At 38.4% G+C, this 20,987-nt stretch carries 25 protein-coding genes; 10 read left to right on the forward strand and 15 right to left on the reverse strand.

Annotation, left to right across the window (positions count from 1 at the left end):
• Positions 1-138: 138 nt before the first annotated feature.
• The 9 genes from accC to pdxA form a co-directional block, all read right to left on the reverse strand.
• Complete coding sequence (gene accC, locus U859_RS0113835) at positions 139-1,482, reverse strand: acetyl-CoA carboxylase biotin carboxylase subunit (protein ID WP_025143955.1); 1,344 nt, start codon at positions 1,480-1,482, stop codon at positions 139-141.
• Between the two features lie 217 nt (positions 1,483-1,699).
• Entirely contained in the window at positions 1,700-2,176 is a 477-nt protein-coding gene (accB, locus tag U859_RS0113845) for an acetyl-CoA carboxylase biotin carboxyl carrier protein (RefSeq protein WP_025143956.1), read from the reverse strand.
• Positions 2,177-2,293: 117 nt separating this feature from the next.
• A complete protein-coding gene (locus U859_RS0113850; protein WP_025143957.1) occupies positions 2,294-3,292 on the reverse strand; it encodes a beta-ketoacyl-ACP synthase III in 999 nt (332 codons plus the stop codon).
• An 18-nt stretch (positions 3,293-3,310) separates the two neighbouring features.
• Positions 3,311-4,249, reverse strand: coding sequence for a phosphate acyltransferase PlsX (plsX, locus tag U859_RS0113855; protein ID WP_025143958.1), 939 nt, complete (start codon positions 4,247-4,249; stop codon positions 3,311-3,313).
• 101 nt (positions 4,250-4,350) lie between these two features.
• On the reverse strand, positions 4,351-4,542 hold the full coding sequence (rpmF, locus tag U859_RS0113860) for a 50S ribosomal protein L32 (RefSeq protein ID WP_025143959.1): 192 nt from the start codon (positions 4,540-4,542) through the stop codon (positions 4,351-4,353).
• A 15-nt stretch (positions 4,543-4,557) separates the two neighbouring features.
• Positions 4,558-5,088: a YceD family protein gene (locus U859_RS0113865; protein ID WP_025143960.1), complete on the reverse strand. Its 531-nt coding sequence runs from the start codon at positions 5,086-5,088 to the stop codon at positions 4,558-4,560.
• 134 nt (positions 5,089-5,222) lie between these two features.
• A complete protein-coding gene (locus U859_RS0113870; protein WP_025143961.1) occupies positions 5,223-6,065 on the reverse strand; it encodes a sulfurtransferase in 843 nt (280 codons plus the stop codon).
• Between the two features lie 135 nt (positions 6,066-6,200).
• The gene (locus U859_RS0113875; protein WP_029985761.1) at positions 6,201-7,382 is read right to left on the reverse strand and encodes an MFS transporter; all 1,182 of its coding nucleotides are present in this window, start codon (positions 7,380-7,382) and stop codon (positions 6,201-6,203) included.
• 281 nt (positions 7,383-7,663) lie between these two features.
• A complete protein-coding gene (gene pdxA, locus U859_RS0113880; protein ID WP_025143962.1) occupies positions 7,664-8,743 on the reverse strand; it encodes a 4-hydroxythreonine-4-phosphate dehydrogenase PdxA in 1,080 nt (359 codons plus the stop codon).
• Positions 8,744-8,937: 194 nt separating this feature from the next.
• On the opposite strand from pdxA, the gene rsmA reads away from it, so the two are divergent.
• The 3 genes from rsmA (at position 8,938) to U859_RS0113895 (ending at position 10,838) form a co-directional block, all read left to right on the forward strand.
• On the forward strand, positions 8,938-9,723 hold the full coding sequence (gene rsmA / locus U859_RS0113885; RefSeq protein WP_025143963.1) for a 16S rRNA (adenine(1518)-N(6)/adenine(1519)-N(6))-dimethyltransferase RsmA: 786 nt from the start codon (positions 8,938-8,940) through the stop codon (positions 9,721-9,723).
• Between the two features lie 140 nt (positions 9,724-9,863).
• Complete coding sequence (locus U859_RS0113890; protein ID WP_162799934.1) at positions 9,864-10,127, forward strand: hypothetical protein; 264 nt, start codon at positions 9,864-9,866, stop codon at positions 10,125-10,127.
• A 111-nt stretch (positions 10,128-10,238) separates the two neighbouring features.
• On the forward strand, positions 10,239-10,838 hold the full coding sequence (locus U859_RS0113895) for a thioredoxin family protein (RefSeq protein WP_025143965.1): 600 nt from the start codon (positions 10,239-10,241) through the stop codon (positions 10,836-10,838).
• On the opposite strand, the gene U859_RS0113900 is transcribed toward U859_RS0113895, so the two are convergent.
• From U859_RS0113900 to U859_RS0113910, 3 genes are read right to left on the reverse strand one after another with little or no spacing between them, the layout of a single operon-like run.
• On the reverse strand, positions 10,839-11,168 hold the full coding sequence (locus tag U859_RS0113900; RefSeq protein ID WP_025143966.1) for a type II toxin-antitoxin system RelE/ParE family toxin: 330 nt from the start codon (positions 11,166-11,168) through the stop codon (positions 10,839-10,841).
• A complete protein-coding gene (locus U859_RS0113905) occupies positions 11,158-11,364 on the reverse strand; it encodes a hypothetical protein (protein WP_025143967.1) in 207 nt (68 codons plus the stop codon). Before U859_RS0113905 ends, U859_RS0113900 begins: the two co-directional genes overlap by 11 nt.
• Before the next feature lie 55 nt (positions 11,365-11,419).
• Positions 11,420-11,701, reverse strand: coding sequence for an ATP-dependent Clp protease adaptor ClpS (locus U859_RS0113910; protein ID WP_025143968.1), 282 nt, complete (start codon positions 11,699-11,701; stop codon positions 11,420-11,422).
• Positions 11,702-11,857: 156 nt separating this feature from the next.
• On the opposite strand from U859_RS0113910, the gene U859_RS0113915 reads away from it, so the two are divergent.
• Positions 11,858-12,904 (forward strand): 3-oxoacyl-ACP synthase III family protein, encoded by a 1,047-nt coding sequence (locus U859_RS0113915; protein ID WP_025143969.1) that lies wholly within the window; start codon positions 11,858-11,860, stop codon positions 12,902-12,904.
• A 158-nt stretch (positions 12,905-13,062) separates the two neighbouring features.
• Here the strand turns inward: U859_RS0113915 and U859_RS0113920 are convergent, their stop codons facing one another.
• Positions 13,063-15,513 (reverse strand): hypothetical protein, encoded by a 2,451-nt coding sequence (locus tag U859_RS0113920; protein ID WP_025143970.1) that lies wholly within the window; start codon positions 15,511-15,513, stop codon positions 13,063-13,065.
• Complete coding sequence (locus U859_RS0113925; RefSeq protein WP_029985763.1) at positions 15,479-16,504, reverse strand: hypothetical protein; 1,026 nt, start codon at positions 16,502-16,504, stop codon at positions 15,479-15,481. The genes U859_RS0113920 and U859_RS0113925 overlap by 35 nt, the downstream gene beginning before the upstream one ends.
• A gap of 30 nt (positions 16,505-16,534) precedes the next feature.
• On the opposite strand from U859_RS0113925, the gene dtd reads away from it, so the two are divergent.
• From dtd to U859_RS0113940, 3 genes are all read left to right on the forward strand, one after another.
• The gene (gene dtd, locus U859_RS0113930; RefSeq protein ID WP_025143972.1) at positions 16,535-16,987 is read left to right on the forward strand and encodes a D-aminoacyl-tRNA deacylase; all 453 of its coding nucleotides are present in this window, start codon (positions 16,535-16,537) and stop codon (positions 16,985-16,987) included.
• Between the two features lie 90 nt (positions 16,988-17,077).
• Complete coding sequence (locus U859_RS0113935) at positions 17,078-18,619, forward strand: glycosyltransferase family 39 protein (protein WP_025143973.1); 1,542 nt, start codon at positions 17,078-17,080, stop codon at positions 18,617-18,619.
• Positions 18,609-18,938: a nucleotide pyrophosphohydrolase gene (locus U859_RS0113940; protein WP_025143974.1), complete on the forward strand. Its 330-nt coding sequence runs from the start codon at positions 18,609-18,611 to the stop codon at positions 18,936-18,938. Before U859_RS0113935 ends, U859_RS0113940 begins: the two co-directional genes overlap by 11 nt.
• Before the next feature lie 41 nt (positions 18,939-18,979).
• Here the strand turns inward: U859_RS0113940 and U859_RS0113945 are convergent, their stop codons facing one another.
• Positions 18,980-19,291, reverse strand: a complete 312-nt coding sequence (locus U859_RS0113945; RefSeq protein ID WP_025143975.1) for a DUF4286 family protein — start codon at positions 19,289-19,291, stop codon at positions 18,980-18,982.
• A gap of 105 nt (positions 19,292-19,396) precedes the next feature.
• Here U859_RS0113945 and U859_RS0113950 point away from each other — a divergent pair, with 105 nt between their 5' ends.
• Genes U859_RS0113950 through U859_RS0113960 form a run of 3 tightly spaced genes read left to right on the forward strand, consistent with a single transcriptional unit; the run spans position 19,397 to position 20,931 of the window.
• Complete coding sequence (locus U859_RS0113950; RefSeq protein ID WP_025143976.1) at positions 19,397-19,660, forward strand: hypothetical protein; 264 nt, start codon at positions 19,397-19,399, stop codon at positions 19,658-19,660.
• Positions 19,661-19,678: 18 nt separating this feature from the next.
• Positions 19,679-20,242 carry a GNAT family N-acetyltransferase gene (locus U859_RS0113955; RefSeq protein ID WP_025143977.1) on the forward strand — a complete coding sequence of 188 codons (564 nt, stop codon included), beginning with the start codon at positions 19,679-19,681 and terminating at the stop codon, positions 20,240-20,242.
• Between the two features lie 32 nt (positions 20,243-20,274).
• Positions 20,275-20,931 (forward strand): hypothetical protein, encoded by a 657-nt coding sequence (locus tag U859_RS0113960; protein WP_025143978.1) that lies wholly within the window; start codon positions 20,275-20,277, stop codon positions 20,929-20,931.
• The last annotated feature ends 56 nt before the right edge of the window (positions 20,932-20,987 follow it).

The raw sequence follows: 20,987 nt of genomic DNA on the forward strand, positions 1-20,987 counted from the left end.
TAATTAAACGCTACAGTATTGGACTTAAATATTAATTATCAGTTATTTATCTAATAACTTGATTGAAATCTGGAACAATAAAAAAGGCTGTCCAAATATTTTGAACAGCCTTTGTATGGTTATACGTAAAAAACGTGTTTATCCTTCTACAAATTCAAAAGTTTCCATAAATTTCGTAGTGAAATTTCCTGCCCTGAAGTTAGGGTCTTTCATCAACTGTAAATGGAAAGGAATGGTAGTTTTAATCCCTTCGATCACGAATTCACTCAAAGCACGCTCCATGGTACAGATGGCTTCTTCGCGGGTTTGCGCTACGCAGATTAATTTTGCAATCATCGAATCGTAGTTAGAAGGAATTGAATACCCTGCATACACGTGGGTATCAACACGCACACCGTGTCCGCCTGGAGAATGGAAATTAGTAATTCTGCCTGGAGAAGGACGGAAGTTGTTTGCAGGATCTTCTGCATTGATACGACATTCAATGGCGTGCATTTCAGGCGTATAATTTTTGCCTGAAATCGGGATTCCGGCAGCAACTTTAATCTGTTCTTTAATTAAATCGAAGTTGATTACTTCTTCAGTAACCGGATGCTCTACCTGGATACGGGTGTTCATTTCCATAAAATAGAAGTTGCGGTGTTTATCAACCAAAAATTCGATTGTACCTGCACCTTCGTAGTTTACAGCCATTGCACCTTTAATCGCAGCTTCGCCCATTCTTTCGCGGAGTTCTTCAGTCATAAACGGAGAAGGAGATTCTTCTACCAATTTCTGGTGACGGCGTTGAATAGAACAATCGCGTTCTGATAAGTGACAAGCTTTACCAAACTGATCTCCGATGATCTGGATTTCAATGTGGCGTGGATCTTCGATATATTTTTCTAAATATAAACCATCGTTACCAAATGCTGCGCCAGATTCCTGACGGGCGCTATCCCATGCATTTTCGAAATCTTCATCTTTCCATACCACACGCATCCCACGGCCACCACCACCGGCAGTTGCTTTTAAAATAACAGGATAACCCATTTCATTGGCAATTGCAATACCTTCTTTAACGCTGGTAAGCAAACCTTCCGATCCCGGGATGGTTGGAACACCCGCAATTTTCATGGTTTCTTTTGCAGAGGCTTTATCGCCCATGCCATTGATCTGCTCAGGAGTTGCACCAATAAATTTGATGTTATACTCACGGCAAATGTTAGAAAACTTAGCATTTTCTGATAAGAAACCGTAACCTGGGTGAATGGCATCGGCATTTGTTAATTCTGCTGCCGAAATGATATTCGGGATATTTAAATAAGAATCTTTACTAGGTGGGGGGCCAATACAAACAGCCTCATCAGCAAAACGTACGTGTAAACTCTCACGATCTGCGGTAGAGTAAACAGCAACAGTTTTGATGCCCATTTCCTTACAGGTACGGATAATACGCAAAGCGATTTCACCCCTGTTGGCAATTAGTATTTTTTTAAACATAATTTTTTAATTGATGATTGCACCAATGATATAATTACACTGATCATTTGCGTAATGTAAACCGATATAATCAAATTTTAAATTAAATGCCATGGTTCGTGTCGCCACGAACCATTTATATTTTTTCAGTTTGCTAAATGCAAAACTGAAGATCATCATAATTTTACGGTATTTCGGTCAGTGAGGACACAGACCGAGGCGTAAGGTGACGTTACGATTAAATAGGTTCTACTAAAAATAACGGTTGATCGTACTCTACTGGTGATGCATTATCTACCAAAATTTTAACGATACGACCAGAAACTTCACTTTCGATTTCGTTGAAAAGTTTCATCGCTTCAATAATACAAACTACTTTACCTGCACTGATCTCGTCGCCAACATTAACAAACATTGGTTTATCCGGACTAGCTGAGCGGTAGAAAGTACCGATCATAGGCGATTTAATTGTCAGGTATTTCGAAGTGTCTTCTGCGGCAGGTACAGCAGGTGTCGCTGCAACCGGAGCAGTAGGAGCTGTAGCAACTGGTGCAGCAGCCTGTACAAGCGGAGCTTGTGGTACGGTAGCATGCACAACTGTTGGTGCTTGGTTTGTTTTGATCGTGATTTTGAAGTTTTCCTGCTCAATAGCAACTTCATTTACTCCAGAACGAGAAACAAATTTAATCAGTTCCTGTATTTGTTTGATATCCATTTTTTAGGCTAGTTATGTAAAAAATAGTGTTTATTGAATTAACTAAGTTATACTTTTTTTGTTTTATTTTTTTTCGGGCGATACTATTACATCGGACTCCGGACTAAAGGCTTCTGACTATTTTGTGTCGTATGCCCATTTAAGGTATATAGAACCCCAGGTGAAACCGCCACCAAAGGCAGCTAAAACGATGTTATCGCCTTTTTTCAGTCTGCTTTCCCACTCCCATAAACATAATGGAATGGTTCCGTTGGTTGTATTTCCGTAACGTTCGATGTTAATCATTACTTTATCGGTGGTAACACCCATGCGGTTTGCAGTAGCATCGATAATGCGTTTGTTGGCTTGGTGAGGTACTAACCAGGCAACATCATCAGCGGTTAAGCTGTTACGTTCCATAATTTCTGCAGCAACATCGGCCATATTGGTTACGGCAAATTTAAATACCGTTGGTCCTTCCTGGTGTGCAAAATGCTCTCTTGCATCAACCGTTTCGTGTGTAGCTGGTTTAACAGAACCACCGGCTTTCATACCCAAAAAGTCTCTTCCGGCACCATCTGTTCTTAATATAGAATCCTGAATGCCTAAGCCTTCTTCATTTGGTTCTAATAAAGCACAGCCACAGCCATCGCCAAAAATGATGCAGGTGGTACGGTCTTCGTAATTGATAATTGATGACATTTTATCGCCCCCAACTACTAAAACTTTTTTATGTCTACCTGATTCGATGAATGATGCACCGGTAGCAAGACCGAAAATAAAGCCAGAGCATGCAGCTTGTAAATCGTAACCCCATGCATTTTTAGCTCCAATTTTATCAGCTAAAACGTTTGCTGTAGCAGGGAAAGTAAAATCTGGAGTAGTGGTGCAAAAGATAATCAGTTCAATTTCCTTTGCATCAATTCCCCTCTTTTTAAGTAAACCATTTACAGCATGAACCGCCATATCGGATGTACCTAAACCTTCTCCCTTTAAAATTCTACGTTCTTTAATTCCCGTTCTGCTGGTAATCCATTCATCCGAAGTGTCAACAATGGTTTCTAACTCTGCGTTTGTAAGCACATAGTCGGGAACGTAACCATTTACTGCTGTAATAGCAGCGTGAATTTTACTCATTTTAAGAATTTTAATAAATTATTTAAATGCCATTCTAATTTTTTCTACCAATCCGGTGGTAATCATTTCCCTGGATTGGAGAACCATATTTTTAACAGCTAGCGGACTGGAAATTCCGTGTCCGATAACAACTGGAGCGTTAACACCTAAAACCGGACTTCCACCGTACTGTTCATAGTTAAAACGATCGAAGAACTCATCTTTAAGTCCTTTTTTGATGGTAAGCACGTAAAACGATTCTGCTAATTTAAGCATTACATTTCCAGTAAAGCCATCGCAAACAATTACATCCGCTTTTTCATTAAACAAATCCCTTCCTTCAACATTACCCACAAAGTTGAACAGATTGGTTTCTTTCATTAACGGAAAAGTGGCCATGCTAAGCATGTTTCCTTTTTCATCTTCTTCACCAATGTTCATTAAGGCTACTTTCGGATCGTTAATCTGCAAAAGGTTTTCTGCATATAAACTACCTAAAACACCAAATTGTAATAAAATATCAGGTTTACAGTCGGCATTCGCACCTACATCTAACAGTAAACCGGTACCGCCTTTAATTTTTGGAAGAATTGTACATAAACAAGGGCGGATAATGCCCGGGATGGTTTTAACGCTAAATACAGCGCCAACCAACATGGCTCCAGAGTTACCTGCACTTGCAAAAGAATCGAGTTTACCTTCTTTTAAAAGGTTAAAACCAACTGCTATGCTCGAATTCGGTTTCTGAACGATTGCTTTGGTGGGATGTTCGCCCATACCAATTACTTCATCAGTATGAACGTATTCAAAATGATCTGGATTAAAACCTTCTTCTGCAAGGATGGGTTTAATCTGTTCGGTATCGCCAATAAGAACTAAATGCTCTTCGGCGTTAAGCGATTGATGAGCAGCTATTGCTCCCAAAACAATTGCTTTGGGAGCATAGTCTCCGCCCATTATGTCGAGGCCTATTTTCATAGAAAAAATCTGTTTGTGTTAAGTCAGGTGTAATCCTGAATTTTTCAGTGGACTAAGGTATGACTAAAGCCGCTGAAAACACAAACAATTTTTTAAGAAAATTACCCAATCTGAGTATTTTCGATAACCAGTTTGCCGTTGTAGTATAAGTTACCATCAACGTTGTAAGCACGGTGAGGTACGTGGATAGCACCTGTTGCCGAGCATGTTGCTAAAGAAGGAGTAACAGCTTTATAGTGCGTTCTTCTTTTATTTTTTCTCTGTTTCGAGATCTTCCGTTTTGGATGTGCCATTGCTGTATAATCTAATTATTTTTTTAACTTATTAAGGGCTTCCCAACGTGGGTCGCTTGTTTGTTCATTTTCTTCAGCCTGCTTTTGGATAGATAACTGATTTAAGCGATCAATCATTTCCTGATCACAATCTTTACCTGCCTGTTCGCAGTTTTTGATATAAGGTACCGCTACGTTAATCATTTCGTATAAAGGGCCCGATATATCAATTTCGGTATCTTTACGGCTTAAAGAGATAATTTCTTCGTCATCGCTTTCCAGTTCATCTTCAGCAAACTTTACAATCTGCCTTTCGTAAAGGTTTACCGGGTAAGCAAATTCTGATAAACATTTATCACAATCTAAATTTACGGTACCAATAACTTTAAATTTTAGAAGTAACATGGTCTCTTGTTTCTCAAGTTCCAGGTCTACTTTTAAATTTCCACTTTTGATTAACGAGTACTCAAATGCATTAAAAAAGGCGTCATCAAGCTCATAATCAAACTGATGGGTTCCCAATTTTAATCCGGTAAACGGTAATGAAAATTGTTTTAGTGGGTTCAAAGTACTGTAAAATTTTAGCCTGCAAATGTAGGGATAAAAAAATTAGATTAAAAATGTTTTTTAAAAATTGTTGGTGTTAACTCTTGATTTTTAGACCTTATAGGTTTGAGAAACTTATAAGGTCTGCAGGATGGTTAGTTAGCTAACACCATTTCTTTATTGTTTCTGCTCCATTCGCTCCACGAGCCTACATAAAGTTTAGGAATGGGTAAACCGGCATAATCCATAGCCAAAAGGGTATGGCAGGCCGTAATGCCCGAACCGCAGTGAACAATTACATTTTCGGGCTTCACATGTGCTAAAGCTTCTACGTATTTTTCTTTTAATATTTCAGGAGCGAGGAAAGCACCGCTTGCATCTAAATTTTCGGTATAGGGAATATTGGCTGCACCCGGAATATGTCCGGCAATTAAATCAATCGGCTCGGTTAAACCCGCAAAGCGGTTGGCATCGCGTACATCGATTACAATATAATCGTCGGTTTTAGCTACTTTTTCTACTTCGTTAATGTTGGATAAAGGAAGCTCCCATGCTTTTACTTCATAAGGATCCACAGATTTTGGGATTTCTACTTTATCCGTAGTTGGGAAACCCGCTTTTACGGCCGCCTGGAAGCCGCCATCAATAACCTGTACTTTTTCATGCCCAATGGCTTTTAGCATCCACCAGAGTCTTGCAGCTGCATTACCGCCATTTTTATCATCATATACAATAACATGACTGTGTTTGGTAATCCCGAGTTTTTGTAATACGGTAGAAAACTGTTCAGAAGTTGGTAGAGGGTGACGTCCACCTACAGCAAAATCGCCAATATTGGCTAAATCTTCATTCACGTCTGCAAAAAGGGCTCCGGCCAAATGTTGTTCATCGTATCTGGCTTTTGAACCAGCACTGGCATCAATAATCACGATTTCATCGTCTTGATTTAACCAGGTTAATTCTTCGGGTTTTATGATTGGGGATAATTTATTTTCCATTTTCTAATTCTGTTTATCTATAATTAAACCATACGGTACCAGTGCCGTTGGCGCTGTGATTAAGTGAATGTCAAGTCCCATGACTTAGGTTTTGGCTCAAATTTCCTGCAATATAAGAGATTTTGGAAATCAGCTCTAATCTGTTTTTTTGCTGATCAAAGCCCATAGTCCCAATATAGGCCCGATTGCTAAAACCATATAAAGATATTGAACATTGAGCTGTTTTGATAATAAACTGACTACCTGGATACTGATAATCGTGATGGCAAAACCAATGCAGTTTACTAATGTTAGCGAAGTTCCCCGCAAACTCTCTGGTGCATTTTTGGCAATTAAGGAAGAAAAAAGTGGCGAATCGGCTGTACCGGATAAACCCCAGCAAAATAAAAAGATAAGGAAAAGGTAAGCTGAGCCGCTGAAAAGAAAAATGGGAGAAAGCAGACAGCATAAGCCTGAAATAGCCAGTGCAATGGTTGCTATTCTTTTTGTACCAAATTTTTGCGATAACATACCACCAATCATACAGGATATTCCGCCTGATGCAATAACCAAAAATGAAAATAATGGGATATTTAAAGTCGAAAAAGGATGTTTGCTGTTAAAAAGCATTAGCATGCCAGGCAGAAAAGCCCAGAAAGTATAGAGTTCCCACATGTGGCCAAAATAACCGAAAGCTGCCGACCGGAACCCCGGCTTTTTAAAACCACTGAGGCAGGAACGAAAATTGAATTTCTGACCAACTGTTCTGAACGGGCCATTCGGTACGAATAATAAAATCGCAAGCGCACCAATGATCGACAAAGCTGAAGTAGCAAAAATGACATACTGCCAGGGGAAACTCGCCGTAAATGTTTTTAATAGATGTGGAAAAGCAGTTCCAAATACCAGCGCACCGACCAAAAAGCCCAACGATTTGCCGAGACCTTCTTTAAAATAATCGGAAGCGATTTTCATTCCAACCGGATAAATCCCGGCAAGCATAAAACCGGTTAAAAACCGGAAGAGCAATAATAAATGCACATCGGATAATTCGAGGCAGATGCCCAGGTTAAACAATGCAGCTGCAATTCCACAGATAAAGAACACTTTTGAGGGTGAAAAAATATCTGAAATGGCAAAAAACGCAAAAACTAAAGTGCCGCTGATAAAGCCAAATTGTACCATGCTGGTAAGGTTGGCCAAAAGGTTCGTTTCATGAGGGAAGTTTTTAACAATATCGGGTAATACGGCATTACCCGCAAACCACAAAGAAGTGCAAAGGAATTGCGCAATAACGATTGTGGGGAGAATGTATTTAGTTATTTTAGTGCTGTTCATTTTTAATTTAGTGCACAATTTTAACTAAAATAAACCTGATTGGACGAAAAGCCCCAATTCTTCATTGGGCTTGTAGGGAAAGCAGGGCTTTCGGAACCGATGGAACACAAGGCCTTGCTTTTCAAAAAAAAATCGACCACCTAGGCCACCTTAGTATATCTGAGTTATAGAAAGTCTGGGGTCGGGTGTCCGAAGTCAGGGGCCATGGTTGTTTAGCCTATAGCTTATCTGCTTTGGTCTTTCAGCTTTAACCTTTCTGCTCTTTAAAAACTTTCTACCTCCTAAGAAGCATCATCTTTAATATCGAACTGTGTTTCTACAACTTTACCGCCCGAACGTAATTGGTTAGCCAACATTTCTTCCTGTTCTCTGCGGTTTTTTACAATATGGATGGCCGAAAATAGCGCTTCGGTAAAAGAAGTAGAATCAGCAAGATCTTTACCTGCAATATCGTAACCGGTACCATGATCGGGAGAGGTACGTACAAAGTTTAAACCTGCTGTATAGTTTACGCCATTATGGAAAGCCAAAGTTTTAAAGGGAATTAAACCCTGATCGTGGTACATGGCCAAAACGGCATCAAACTGTTTGTAACTACCATTGCCGAAAAAACCATCGGCAGGGTATGGACCAAAACAAACAATACCTTTATCGTAAGCTTCCTGAATGGCAGGAGTAATGATTTCAGCTTCTTCGGTACCTAATAATCCGTTATCGCTTGCATGTGGGTTTAAACCCAAAACAGCAATTTTCGGCTTTTCGATCCAGAAATCTTTTTTCAGACTTTCGTTTATTAGCTTTAGTTTACTGATGATCTTGTCTTTCGTAATTGAGGTTGGAACATCCTTTACAGGGATATGACCGGTAACTACACCCACGCGTAAATTTTCGCTAATCAGAAACATCAATACATCTTTACTTCCGCTTTTTTTCTGTAAGTATTCGGTATGTCCCGGAAAAGCAAAAGTTTCTGATTGAATGTTATGTTTGTTGATCGGGGCTGTAACCAAAGCATCGATATCACCGTTTACCAGGTCGGCGGTTGCCCGTTCTAACGATAAAAGTGCATATTTTCCGCCTGTTGCAGTAACCTGCCCCAATTCGATTTTTACGTCTTCTTCCCAGCAATTGATCATGTTTGCCTTTTTAGGCTGCGCCTGATTGGCATGATTAACCACGTTAAAACTGAAATCGCCAAGGTTATTTGCTTTTCTGTGAAAAGATGAAACCTTGGTATGGCCATAAACAATTGGTGTACAATAATTTAAAATAGCAGGATTGGATAATGTTTTAATGATTACCTCTAAACCTATGCCGTTTACGTCGCCTATACTGATGCCAATTTTAAGTTTATCGCTCATAATTACTGGAAAATTTTAGCGCAAATTACTGATTTTCGTTTAAACAGGTGCTTACCGGATAAAAATTAGTTATTTTGTATAAAATAGAGTTGCTATAGAAACACGGTTTGCAGAGAGGAGAGATAGTGTTATCCCATTACTAAACCTAATTTTTCTGTGGTTTCTGTGCCTCCGTGGCAAAATAAAGCGTAAAGATGAGTTTAGTAAAAGCAAAAAAACATTTAGGTCAGCATTTTTTAACCGACAAAGGCATTGCCAATCGCATTGTTGAGGCTTTGGTGAGTACCAATAAATACCATCAGGTTTTAGAGGTAGGACCAGGGATGGGAATTTTATCTGACTTTTTGTTGCAACGTAAAGACCTGGAAACTTATCTGATTGATATCGATACAGAGTCTTTCCATTTTTTGAATGAAAAATATCCTCAGCTTGGCGACCGCTTAATTAATGGTGATTTTTTAAAACTCAATTTTGACGATATTTTTCCTGAAAAATTCGCCATTATCGGTAATTTTCCATATAATATCTCATCGCAGATCTTATTTAAGATTTTAGATAACCGCCATAAGGTGGTAGAAATGGTGGGCATGTTTCAAAAGGAAGTAGCACAACGTTGTGCAGCGCCTGCAGGGAATAAAGAATACGGTATTTTGAGTGTGTTTCTTCAGGCTTATTATAAAATAGAATACCTGTTTACCGTTAAACCAGGGACGTTTAATCCACCACCAAAGGTACATTCAGCCGTAATTCGCTTAACCCGCAATGAAGTGGAGGCTTTAGACTGCGACGAAAAATTATTCTGGCGTGTAGTGAAAGCGGGTTTTAATCAGCGGAGAAAAACCTTGCGTAATGCTGTTTCTGCGGTAATGCCAAAAGATAAAATGGACGATCATATCTATTTTGAGAAGCGTGCCGAGCAATTAACCGTGGCAGATTTTGTGGCGTTAACGCAGCATGTGAGCAAGTTGATGCAACCTTAAGTTTTAATTACTCGTCTATCTGAAATAAATTAACGCCTGACATGAAAAATCAAATTAAGACCGCTTTTAGTATCTTTTTGTTATCCATAATAATGATTAGCTGTTCCTCTTTACATATGGATACTAAGTCGTTATATATTATGAAACCTTTGGCTCCAGGTAAAAAGTTATTAATATATCTGGAGGACAGATCCGCATTCGATATGGATATTAAAAATGCTACAATGGATACTTTAGTACTTAAAAGGACGGGTCATGAAGATCAGATAATAATAAATAAGCAGATTTCGATAGCGGTGGTTGAGAGAAGTGATGTTGAAATATTAAACCTGTCAAAGAAAAATATTAAGACGGTTGTACGGGTATATAACCATAAATCAAAAGTTATTAATGAAATCAAGTAGGCTTTAAATCGCAAGCTTTTTCATTATTTAGGCTTAATATATCAAATTGCAAAGCCATGATCATTTTCAGCTAATTTCTCCTTTCCTTTGCGCTGTAATTTTAAGGAAAACATGATAAATTATCGCGAAATTTTTGAACAACAAGGACTTGATTATTTAACCTACCGTGCACTGATTGACCAACTTCTGTTAGAGGGAAAGGCCACTGGCGATGTCACTTACGATTTGCACTACACTAAAATGAATGTGCAGCGCATGAATCGCGTGGATAAAACGGTTAGCTTAAATGATGAGTTGACTTCAACTATTGAACATCTTAAAGAAAATTATAAATTTCTGGTAATTACCGAAGGCTGGTGTGGCGATGCCGCTCAAATAGTTCCGGTGTTCAATAAAATCGCAACGGCATCATTAGGTAAAATAGATCTGAAATTTGTGCTTAGAGATAAAAATCTGCCCTTAATAGATGCGCATTTAACCAATGGTGGAAGGGCTATTCCCGTTTTAATTGTGTTAAACGAATCAGCAGATCAAGTTTTAGGCACCTGGGGCCCAAGACCACAAATTTTACAGGAACTTTTAAAAGAGTGGAAAAAAGAAAACACTGAAATGCCAATTTTAGCAGAAAAACTTCACGGCTGGTATGCTAAAGATAAAACGCAAACCACGCAGGCTGGGTTAATAAATCTTTTGAAAAGATTGGAGAATTAATTATTCCTCAATTGATTTTAAAACTGCTTCAAGTTGTTTCTCTGCAATAGAATCCCGTTCTGATTTATCATAAATAGATAAAAGATAAATTATTTCATTAACGACACGTATTTTAGTGATTAACCTAACGCCTCCCGACTTACCTTTTCCTTTACTAGAAATGGCTATTCTTATCTTGTAACAATCGTTACCGATAGGAATGCCCTGTGTTGGGTTTGTCTTAAGATTTTCTACAAAAGTAATAACATCACTTTTTGCAGATTTATGTTTTTTACAGAGTTTTTTGAATTCTTTATTGAATAGGGATGATGTAAATACATCAAATTTCATTTATTAAATCCTCAAACTTTTTTAAGTTTATTTTTCCTTTTTCCGCTAATTCTGTCTCTTTATAAGCATTTGCTAGATCATTAAGATATTTTTCATTTGATTGCTCAATGTTCTTAATCTTAATTCCTTTAATACTCTTCAATGTCTCCAGAATTGAAAAAGCATTATCATCCTTTATTTCTAATGTAACTTGCATAGCTCTAATTACTTATTTAAAGATAGTGATTTTGTTTCTTTAAAGAAAGTCACATTTAATCAACAGAAACAGTCAAGCCTTCTTGTTGTAAAATTTTGCGGTATACCTCCATTTCAGTAAATGATCCTTCTAAAACAGGACATTTACCTTCATTATGCACTTTCCATGCAATTTTTTCGGCCTGCGATTCGTTATAATCGAGGTATTTCATCATGCAGTAAATCACGTGATCAAAGGTATTGATATCATCATTCCACAAAATAAGGCGATGTACGGTTTTTAGGGAAGTTAAAATTTCTTCGAGCGTAAAGGTCTCTTCTTTGGTTTCTGTAGACATGGTGCAAAAATAAACAATAATTTAGAAGATTTGAGACATTAGATCTGAGATATTAGATTTTAGGACGTTAGGATAAAATCTCACCTCTCAAATCTCACCTCTCATATCTTTTTTTAATTAACTAACTTTGCTAACCAAATAATAATAAATACGAGCATGCACCAGTCTAAAATTGCAGGAATAGGTTATTACGTTCCTAAAAATGTATATACCAACGATGATTTAAGTCGTTTTATGGATACTAACGATGCGTGGATCCAGGAGCGTACCGGAATTAAAGAACGTCGTTTTGCCGATCGTAACGAGGAAACCACCACCACAATGGGCATTGAAGCAGCTAAAATTGCGATCGAGAGGGCTGGAATTACCGTTAAAGATGTCGATTTTATTGTTTTTGCAACCCTTAGTCCTGATTATTATTTCCCAGGTTGCGGTGTATTATTGCAACGCGAAATGGGCATGGGTGAAATTGGTGCGCTCGATATTCGTAACCAATGTTCTGGCTTTGTATATGCCCTTTCAGTGGCCGATCAGTTTGTAAAAACCGGCATGTATAAAAATGTGCTGGTGGTGGGCAGCGAAAAACACTCCTTTGCAATGGATTTCGAAACCCGTAGCCGCAATGTATCGGTAATTTTTGGTGATGGTGCAGGAGCGGTAGTATTGCAGCCTACAGATGAGCCAGGAAAAGGAATTTTAAGCACACATTTACATAGTGACGGTGCCGATGCAGAAATTTTGGCCATGTATTACCCAGGTTCTCACGCCAATAAATGGTTAAAAGATAAACCAGCTTACCCGGAACAGGAATTGGGCGGGTTATTTATGACGAATGAAATTTTAGAAAGCGGTGCCGCCTTACCTTACATGGATGGTCCGGCAGTTTTCAAAAAAGCGGTGGTGAAATTTCCGGAAGTAATTAAAGAAGCGTTGGCAGCAAATAACTTAACCGAAAAAGATATTGATATGCTGGTGCCACACCAGGCAAACTTGCGTATTAGTCAATATGTACAACAACTGTTGGGCTTGAGCGACGATCAGGTTTTTAACAATATCCAAAAATATGGCAATACAACAGCCGCTTCTGTTCCGATTGCTTTATGCGAAGCATGGGAAGCTGGCAAAATTAAAGACGGCGATCTGGTTTGCCTCGCTGCATTCGGTTCGGGCTTTACCTGGGCAAGTGCGCTGATTAGGTGGTAGCTGTAGATTCGTTATTTCGAGCGGAGCGTAGCGAAGTCGAAAAATCTGGGGCATTGATATAACCTAAGCACCTTATTTATTTACCATTAAGAAGTTAAGAACATTAAGTTTTTAGTACATTTTCTTAATTACCTTAACTTCTTAATGATAAAAACCATCTATTGCGTTTTCGGCTTAATAAAATCTCCTAAATAACTACATTCTCCGGCTGCAACAGCATAAAAAGGTGTTTTGCCGTAGCTAAGCCTTAATTCTTTAAGGTAAGGATTGTTATAATTGGCCTTGATGAAGTTTCTCCACTTTACATCGGTTTTATCATAATAGTAAAACGATAATGGATTTGCATTCATAATAATCTGCTTTTGCAAACATTTAGCGAGCATAAAAGTACATTTTGCTTTAAAATCGGCATTAGTGCTTAAGGCCCTCGCTTTTAAATACCAGGCTTTTGCCGTTTGTGCTTTTTTATAATCGCCATCGTACACATATTTTGCCGGATTGCTATTATCGTAAGATGACCAATCATAACTGATCAGAAACCAGCTATTTCCAAAATAACCTGTTTGGTAAACCGCATTGGCCATCTTATAGTAATAAAGCGCAGCATTCTTTTTATCGCTCACCGTTAATTTTTGCAAGCGGAGCATTTCTGCAGCGTAAGCCTTTTTGGTAATTGATGCCTTGGCCGTTACATACTTTTTAGGGAAATCGTTAATGGTTTCGATAAATGGATTGGCATACAGTTTTGACTCCGATTCTGCCCCATACCAGTTCTCCGGACTGAAATATTTGTAATTTGCTGAAACTTTTGCAAACATTTGAACAGCCTTGTCGTATTGATGTGTACGTAAATAGGTAGTGCCATAAAGCTCATAAAAATCATCGCTTTTGAGTTGATTTAAGGCTGAAGCCAATAAACTGGTAACATCATTGCCTGCTGCCTTGGTTTTATAAACGGCTAAACCCTGCATGCTTTTCGGACTTAAATTTTTCTGCCAAAAAGCGATGCTCTGGTAGCTCATGTTCTGAAAAAGAGAATTTTCTTTCAAAGTTTTGTATGTAAGGTCACCTTTAACCATGGCTAAAGCCGCTTTAGCCGTATCGCCCATATTTAAATAGGCGGGTGCCAGTATCTGTTGATAAAAGTTTCTGGTCGTTCTGCTGAAACGTTTATCGGCCTGATCATTATCATAATATTGCCCACTTGGCTGACTTTTATTTTCTGCAAAACGTTTTTCATCCAGCCATTTTAGAGTAGGTAGCAAATCATTCTCATTAAAAGGATTGCCTTTTTTAATGTTTTTAGCTTTGATCAACAGATCCGTAATGCGGTATTGATCGCGTAATCTTTCCGGCAGTTTATCTGGTTTTAAAATGGCAAGGTAATTTGAGGCCAGAAAATCTTTATTCTCCATCCACGATAAATAGGCAGCTGTTAATGTGCCCAGTTCTGGCTGCGGATATTTTTTTTCGGTAGCCAGTTTTACAGCAAAATTCCTGATTTCATTCAGGTATTTTAGATTAACTGTTTTCAAACTGTCTTTATATTTAGGATTGCCATTATCCGAAAAGTAATAATTATAACCAATTTTAGCAATGTCGTTCGCTTCGATAAGATCTTGCTCTAATTTGTTTACTTCACGTACCAGCAATGTCCCGTTCAGCTGACTTTTCGGTTCATACTGGTAAACTTTATTTAAACTTTCTATACCTGAATCGTTACCGCCAAATCCATTTATCGCCCAAATATTGGCTTTCTCATTATTGGTTTTGGCATATTTTAACGCCCCGTTAACAGGAGTGCTGTTATAGTAATAGTTTTTATAAGCTTGTACCCTCCGTTCCGGATTACTTGCAAAAACCTTTGAAAACAAAAAGGCAGATTCTTCTGGATTCCCTAATCTGCGGGTAGAACCTGCATATAAGGCTAATGCCCAGCCTTTGGCGGCACTATTTACCTTGCTGCTTTTAATGTATTTATCGTAGGTTGATTTACTCTCGGCATGGTAACCAGCAAAATGGAACATCCGTTCAGCCTGATATGCGTAGCGTAATTTCAGAAAATCGTCTTTTTCAGCTTCTGTTAATTTTAGTGCTTCTTTAGCTTTTGATCCCATAGCTGCTGTATCACGGGGCTTCGGATCCCAAAGACTAAAATCTACATTGGCCAGGGGTTCGCAGCTCTTTGCAAACAGGTAATATTTTAAAGGTTCTTTACGTTTGCTTAAAGCCTGTATAAAGCTGTTCTGCTTTAAACTGTCTGGTAATGGCGAAAGGTTGCCATCAAAATTAACCAGTTTTACATTTGTAGCGCTATCCGTTTTGTACATTACTTTTAGCACATCCTCTTTTTTTACATTGAGGTATTTTGCCCACTCCCGGCTGTTGATGTCTGGCTCGCTTTCTGTATCGGTTTCACTGTTGAGGTAAACCATTTGGTTATAGGCGAATGGCGAATATTCATCTCCTTCAATATTGTTGTGGAAATAGGAAATGTAATAATCGTATGGATCTATCTCACCTCCACAGGCAAGATTTACGGCAATTTCGCCGAAAAAAGTAATCAGGAATACACTAAAAATTAGCGATAACTTTTTGAAGGTCTTCATGGGTAAAATGTTTTAATAGGTCGGTGTCTAAATGGTAGAAAACGAGATTCCGGTCTCTTGGGGCTAAATATCGGGATAAAAATTTAGAGGTAGCAAGTAAATCTTCAGGAGAAATCCGTTCCCATCTTACTACATCGCCTTTTTTTAATCCGGCTGCCGGATAATCAACCAAAAGATCGTAAAGAATGGAATTTCCCCTTTGCTTAAAAAGTTTTTTGTCGTCGATTTGGATTTTACTGATCCGTTTAGAAATACCCGCATATTGCCCGTTCCTGAATACCACCGCCCATTCGAAAATAGGCAGGGCCACATCAAGCGGTATAGGATATTCTCCTAAATAGCCTTTTAGGTATAGATCCATTTCGTGTTGGTCCAATATGGAATTTTGCTCGCCATATTTACGCAGGTTGCCCATGTTGTAACACATTAAAATGGCCTTTTCTGCCGGAGGTACACCGCTGGATACGATGTTTTTAACCTGATGCAGGCGCAGGGTTACCGAAATGGTTTTTCCCTTTAAAAGCGGATTTGCCTTTAACTGTTCAAGGAATTTAAAATACCTGTTCCTCGTGCCTTTGGTCCAATCGCAATCGATCTGAAGTTCGCGGTAATTTGGTTTTCCAGCTTGTTTTACCTTAGCAGATACAAATTTAGCAATGCGATCGGCCATCACCACAGTCTGCATGGTGTCGATTTTGTTAAAAACCTGGTTCACAATAAACACAACTGGTATAATATCGGTCTGTTTGGGGATTGGATCCGAAAATTTAATTGGCGAAACAGGTACGGGTAGTTGCAGATCGGGATTAAAATCTACATCCATCATCCTTACATACAAAGAGTTGGATTTAAACTGATTGAGATAAGCAGTTTCTTCCTTTTTGTTCTGGTAATCCGTTTTCCAATAATAAAAAGTAGGGTGTACAATTGATTTTTGTTTACAACCAAGGAAGAAAAATACAGAAATCACTAAAATACTTATCTTGCGCATATCAATTTTATTAAGCAAAAGTAGTATAAAATGCGGGCAGTTTTACAAAGAGTTACACAGGCGAGTTGCACAGTTGGTGGCGAAATAACGGGAGCAATTAAAACCGGATTTTTGGTGTTATTGGGTATTGAAGATGCAGATACTTTAGAAGATCTGGATTGGTTGGCACAGAAAATTATCGGGATGCGCGTTTTTGGTGATGAAAATGGAATGATGAATAAAGCACTTGCCGATGTGGACGGAGATATTTTATTGATCAGCCAGTTTACCTTATTCGCATCTACCAAAAAAGGAAATCGTCCGGGTTTTACAAGGGCAGCGCGACCAGGTGTGGCGATTCCACTTTACGAGAAAATGATCGAAAAGCTATCGGCTTTATTGGGTAAAAAAGTAAAAACCGGGATTTTTGGCGCCGATATGAAAATAGCTTTATTAAATGATGGACCGGTTACGATTATCATAGATACAAAAAATAAAGAATAATAAATTTAATGGTGCTGAACGTAACTAATTTGGCAATGATTGGTCAAAAATCGTAATTCATCCATTTCAAAAAATTGAACTTAAGCAAATATGAAGGATAAAAATCCGAACCGACTGGCGGAATATGCTTGTCTTGTGGTTTTTCTGATTTTAAAATTAACCTTATCTTTTTTATTGGTTAATTCAGTTTACGAATTACATCGAGATGAGTTTCTCCATTTAGATCAGGCCAATCATATTGCCGCTGGTTTTACCTCAGTGCCACCTTTAACCTCGCTATTTTCGTGGCTGATTAAAGCTTTTGGCAATGGTGTTTTTATGGTTAAACTCGTACCTGCATTAATGGGGGCTGTAACCATATTGTATTGCTGGAAAACCGTCGATTTCTTAAAAGGGAACCTATTGGCCAAATGTTTGGTTGCCGTAGCCTGTATATTTTCTATTCTGCTTAGGCTAAATACTCTTTACCAGCCCAACTCTTTTGATGTTTTAGCGTGGACAGCAATATTCTATTATTTATTGAGGTATTTCGATCAAAAAGAGACTAAACACCTGTATGCTTTTGCCGTTTTTGTGGCTTTAGGCTTCCTAAATAAGTATAATGTCCTTTTTCTGGTTATTGGTTTGTTGCCCGCCGTAATTATTACGCCAAATCGAAAAATATTTGCCGATAAACACCTTTATCTGGCCATTTTGCTGGCACTTTTAATTATTTCACCTAATGTAATCTGGCAGATCAACCATCACTTTCCGGTACTCACGCACATGAAAATTTTGCAGGCTACTCAATTGGTACATGTAAACCGGATTGATTTTTTTATCGGGCAGTTTCTCTTTTTTATCAGTTCAATTTTCATCCTCCTGGCAGGGATTGGAAGTTTGATTTTTTATAAAGATTTCAGGAAATACAGCTGGATTATTTTAACCTACATCATTACCCTTATTGTCTTCAGTTATTTTAAAGCCAAAGATTATTATGCCTTAGGTTTATATCCGGTTTTACTGGCTTTTGGCGCTGTTTATTTAAGTCGGGTTTTAGTGAAAAAATGTATACTAACAGGTTTGCTGTTCGCTTTTAAAATAGGCACATTTATTTACCTGTTACCACTTTTGATGCCGGTTTATAGTCCTGACGAAATTATCGCGCACCATAAAAGATTTGAGCGGGTAGGGGCACTGCGCTGGGAAGATGGGAAAAATCATGCGCTGCCACAGGATTATGCTGATATGCAGGGCTGGAAAGAATTGGCAGCATTGGTTGACATTGCTTACGGAAAGGTTAAAGATAAATCAGTATTGTTAGTCCGTGCCGATAATTATGGACAGGCCGGCGCGATTAACTATTATTCAAAATATAAAAACATCAATGCGGTATCATACAATGCCGATTACCTGTATTGGTTTAAAATGGATAAACCGATCAAAGATTTAATTATGATCACCGGGTGGAAAGATGAAGATCCGCAACGTAAGCGGGAGCAGCCTTATTTTGCCAGGATTACCAAAATCGGGGAAATAAAAACACCTTATGCACGTGAAAAAGGGGCAGGTGTGTTTTTGCTTGAAGGTGCTAAACCCGAAGTAAGCAGTATTATAAAATCAGAAATAGAAGAAGAGAAAAATGACCATTAACGAAGCACAGGAAACGGTAGACCGCTGGATCAAAACCACAGGAATCCGTTATTTTAATGAATTAACCAACACTGCCATTTTGATGGAAGAAGTTGGTGAGGTTGCAAGGATTATGGCCCGTAAATACGGCGAGCAGTCGTTTAAGAAAAGCGACGAAGAAGTAAATCTTGCCGATGAAATGGCCGATGTCATGTTTGTGCTGATCTGTCTGGCCAATCAAACCGGTATTAACCTAACCGATGCTTTAGAAAAGAACCTGGAGAAAAAGAGCATCCGAGATGCAGACAGGCATAAGAATAACGAGAAGCTGAACCCCTAAATCCCCCGAAGGGGCTTATATTTTTAAAGGTTCAAGTCCCCTTAGGAGGTTGGGGGCACAAACTCCATTAAGCTACGATAGGCTACAAAACGGTTTTTATACCTTTCGTTTAACTCGGCCTGTAAAGCTGGTGCAAATTCTTCCTGGTACTTATTGTATTGTTCGAGTGTTTCTGCAACATACTGTGCGCAATAAGTTACGCCTTCGTTTGGCGAATCTACAACCTTTAATAAGCGGTTAGAAACAAACAGACCTGTTGCCATCACTTCAGGGATGTGAACATCCTGCATCCATTGTAACCATTCTTCGGCTGCTGCATCTTCGAGGATGAGCGTAACATTATATAAAAACATATTGCAAAGGTAAATAATATATAAATGGCAAAAAATGTATGGATAACTGTTTTTATTCTTTTAAGTGCTATTATTCAATTAAATTTGTAGTACCCTTTATTTAGCATGATACGAAATAACGCCTCTCAAAAAATAGATAACTCAACGCGCAATTACATTTACACAGGTTACCTTACCGCAATTTTCGGTGGTATTTTGGGCCTGGTAATCGGTTGGGATTTAATGAAGAAGAAAAAGACGCTGTATAGCGGCGAAAAGGTATATTCTTATTCTTTAATGGACAGACAGCATGGCGCAAGAATTTTAATTTTAGCTGGCATTTGCTTTATTTTGTTGTTAACCTTAGCTATTATTGCATTAGATGCATAAGTTAGCTGCAATATTGAAATGATTACCATTACCACATCTTCTACCATAAAAGAGCTTGAGGGAATTCTTAAACTTCAAAAGCAAAACCTAAAACAGGATTTAACCCCAGAACAAATTAATGAACAGGGTTTTGTTACTGTTTCGCATTCGCTCGATGATCTGGAGAAAATGCATCAATATGAACCTAATGTTATTGCAAAAGATGGGGATATCGTTGCAGCCTATGTACTAGGAATGACAGAGCAATCAAAAAATGATATTCCGAGGCTGATTGAAATGTACGAAAGCTTCGATGATATTTTATATCAGGGGAAACCCGTTTCTGATTATCATTATATTGTGGTTGGGCAGGTTTGCGTTGGGCACGATTATCGGGGCAAAGGTTTATTTGATGAATGCTACAATGCCTATAAAGATTATTTTAAAAGTAGATATGACTTCGCAATCACTGAAATTGCAAGTATTAATCTTCGATCGATGAATTCACATAAACGCATTGGCTTCGAGATCATTCATACTTATACCGATAGTAGCGGTGTAGAGTGGAACGTGGTGGTTTGGGACTGGGATGATTTTAATTAGTATCTTCATCCTGACGCTTTATTCAAATAACCATGACCACTGATTTTGTAACCTTCCAAAGATTTAATGATAAAGCGGCAGCTATGGCGCTGGCCGAAACATTTAGAGAAAACGGGATTGAGTGTGGGTTGGAGGATGTTTCTGAAAACTTTGATGTTTCGTTTGCCAATAATGAAATCAATAAAGACTTTAGAATAAAGTTGAAACCTGTTGATTTTGAACGGGCCGACACTTTGCTGCTACAACTGGCAGAGAAAGATTTAGCAGATATCGACCCGGGTTACTATATTTTTGATTTCAGTAGTGAAGAACTAAAAGAAATTATTGAAAAACAGGATGAGTGGAGCAGTTTAGACTTTTTGTTGGCCAAAAAAATATTAAAAGAACGTGGTGTAGAAGTAAATGTTAACGAGATTCAAACACTTAAAGCAAAAAGGATAGAAGCATTAGCTAAACCAGAAAAAAGTCCACAATTGCTTATTATAGCAGGTTATATTCTGGCTGTTATTGGCGGATTAATTGCCATCATCATTGGAGCCTATTTACGCACTCATAAAAAAACATTGCCTAACGGAGAACGGGTCTTTGGTTACGCCCCGGCAGACCGGGCACATGGAGAAAGAATTTTGATTATAGGTATCTTAGCATTGATACTTTCAGCAGCATATCAATTTTTAAAGTACACTTAATCTGGTCTGGCACTTGAAGCTGAGTGTGTGGGGCAATTAACCAGTTACAACAATTA

The sequence above is a fragment of the Pedobacter jeongneungensis genome (genome assembly GCF_000633455.1).
In the GTDB taxonomy this organism is placed as follows: Bacteria; Bacteroidota; Bacteroidia; order Sphingobacteriales; family Sphingobacteriaceae; genus Pedobacter; species Pedobacter jeongneungensis_A.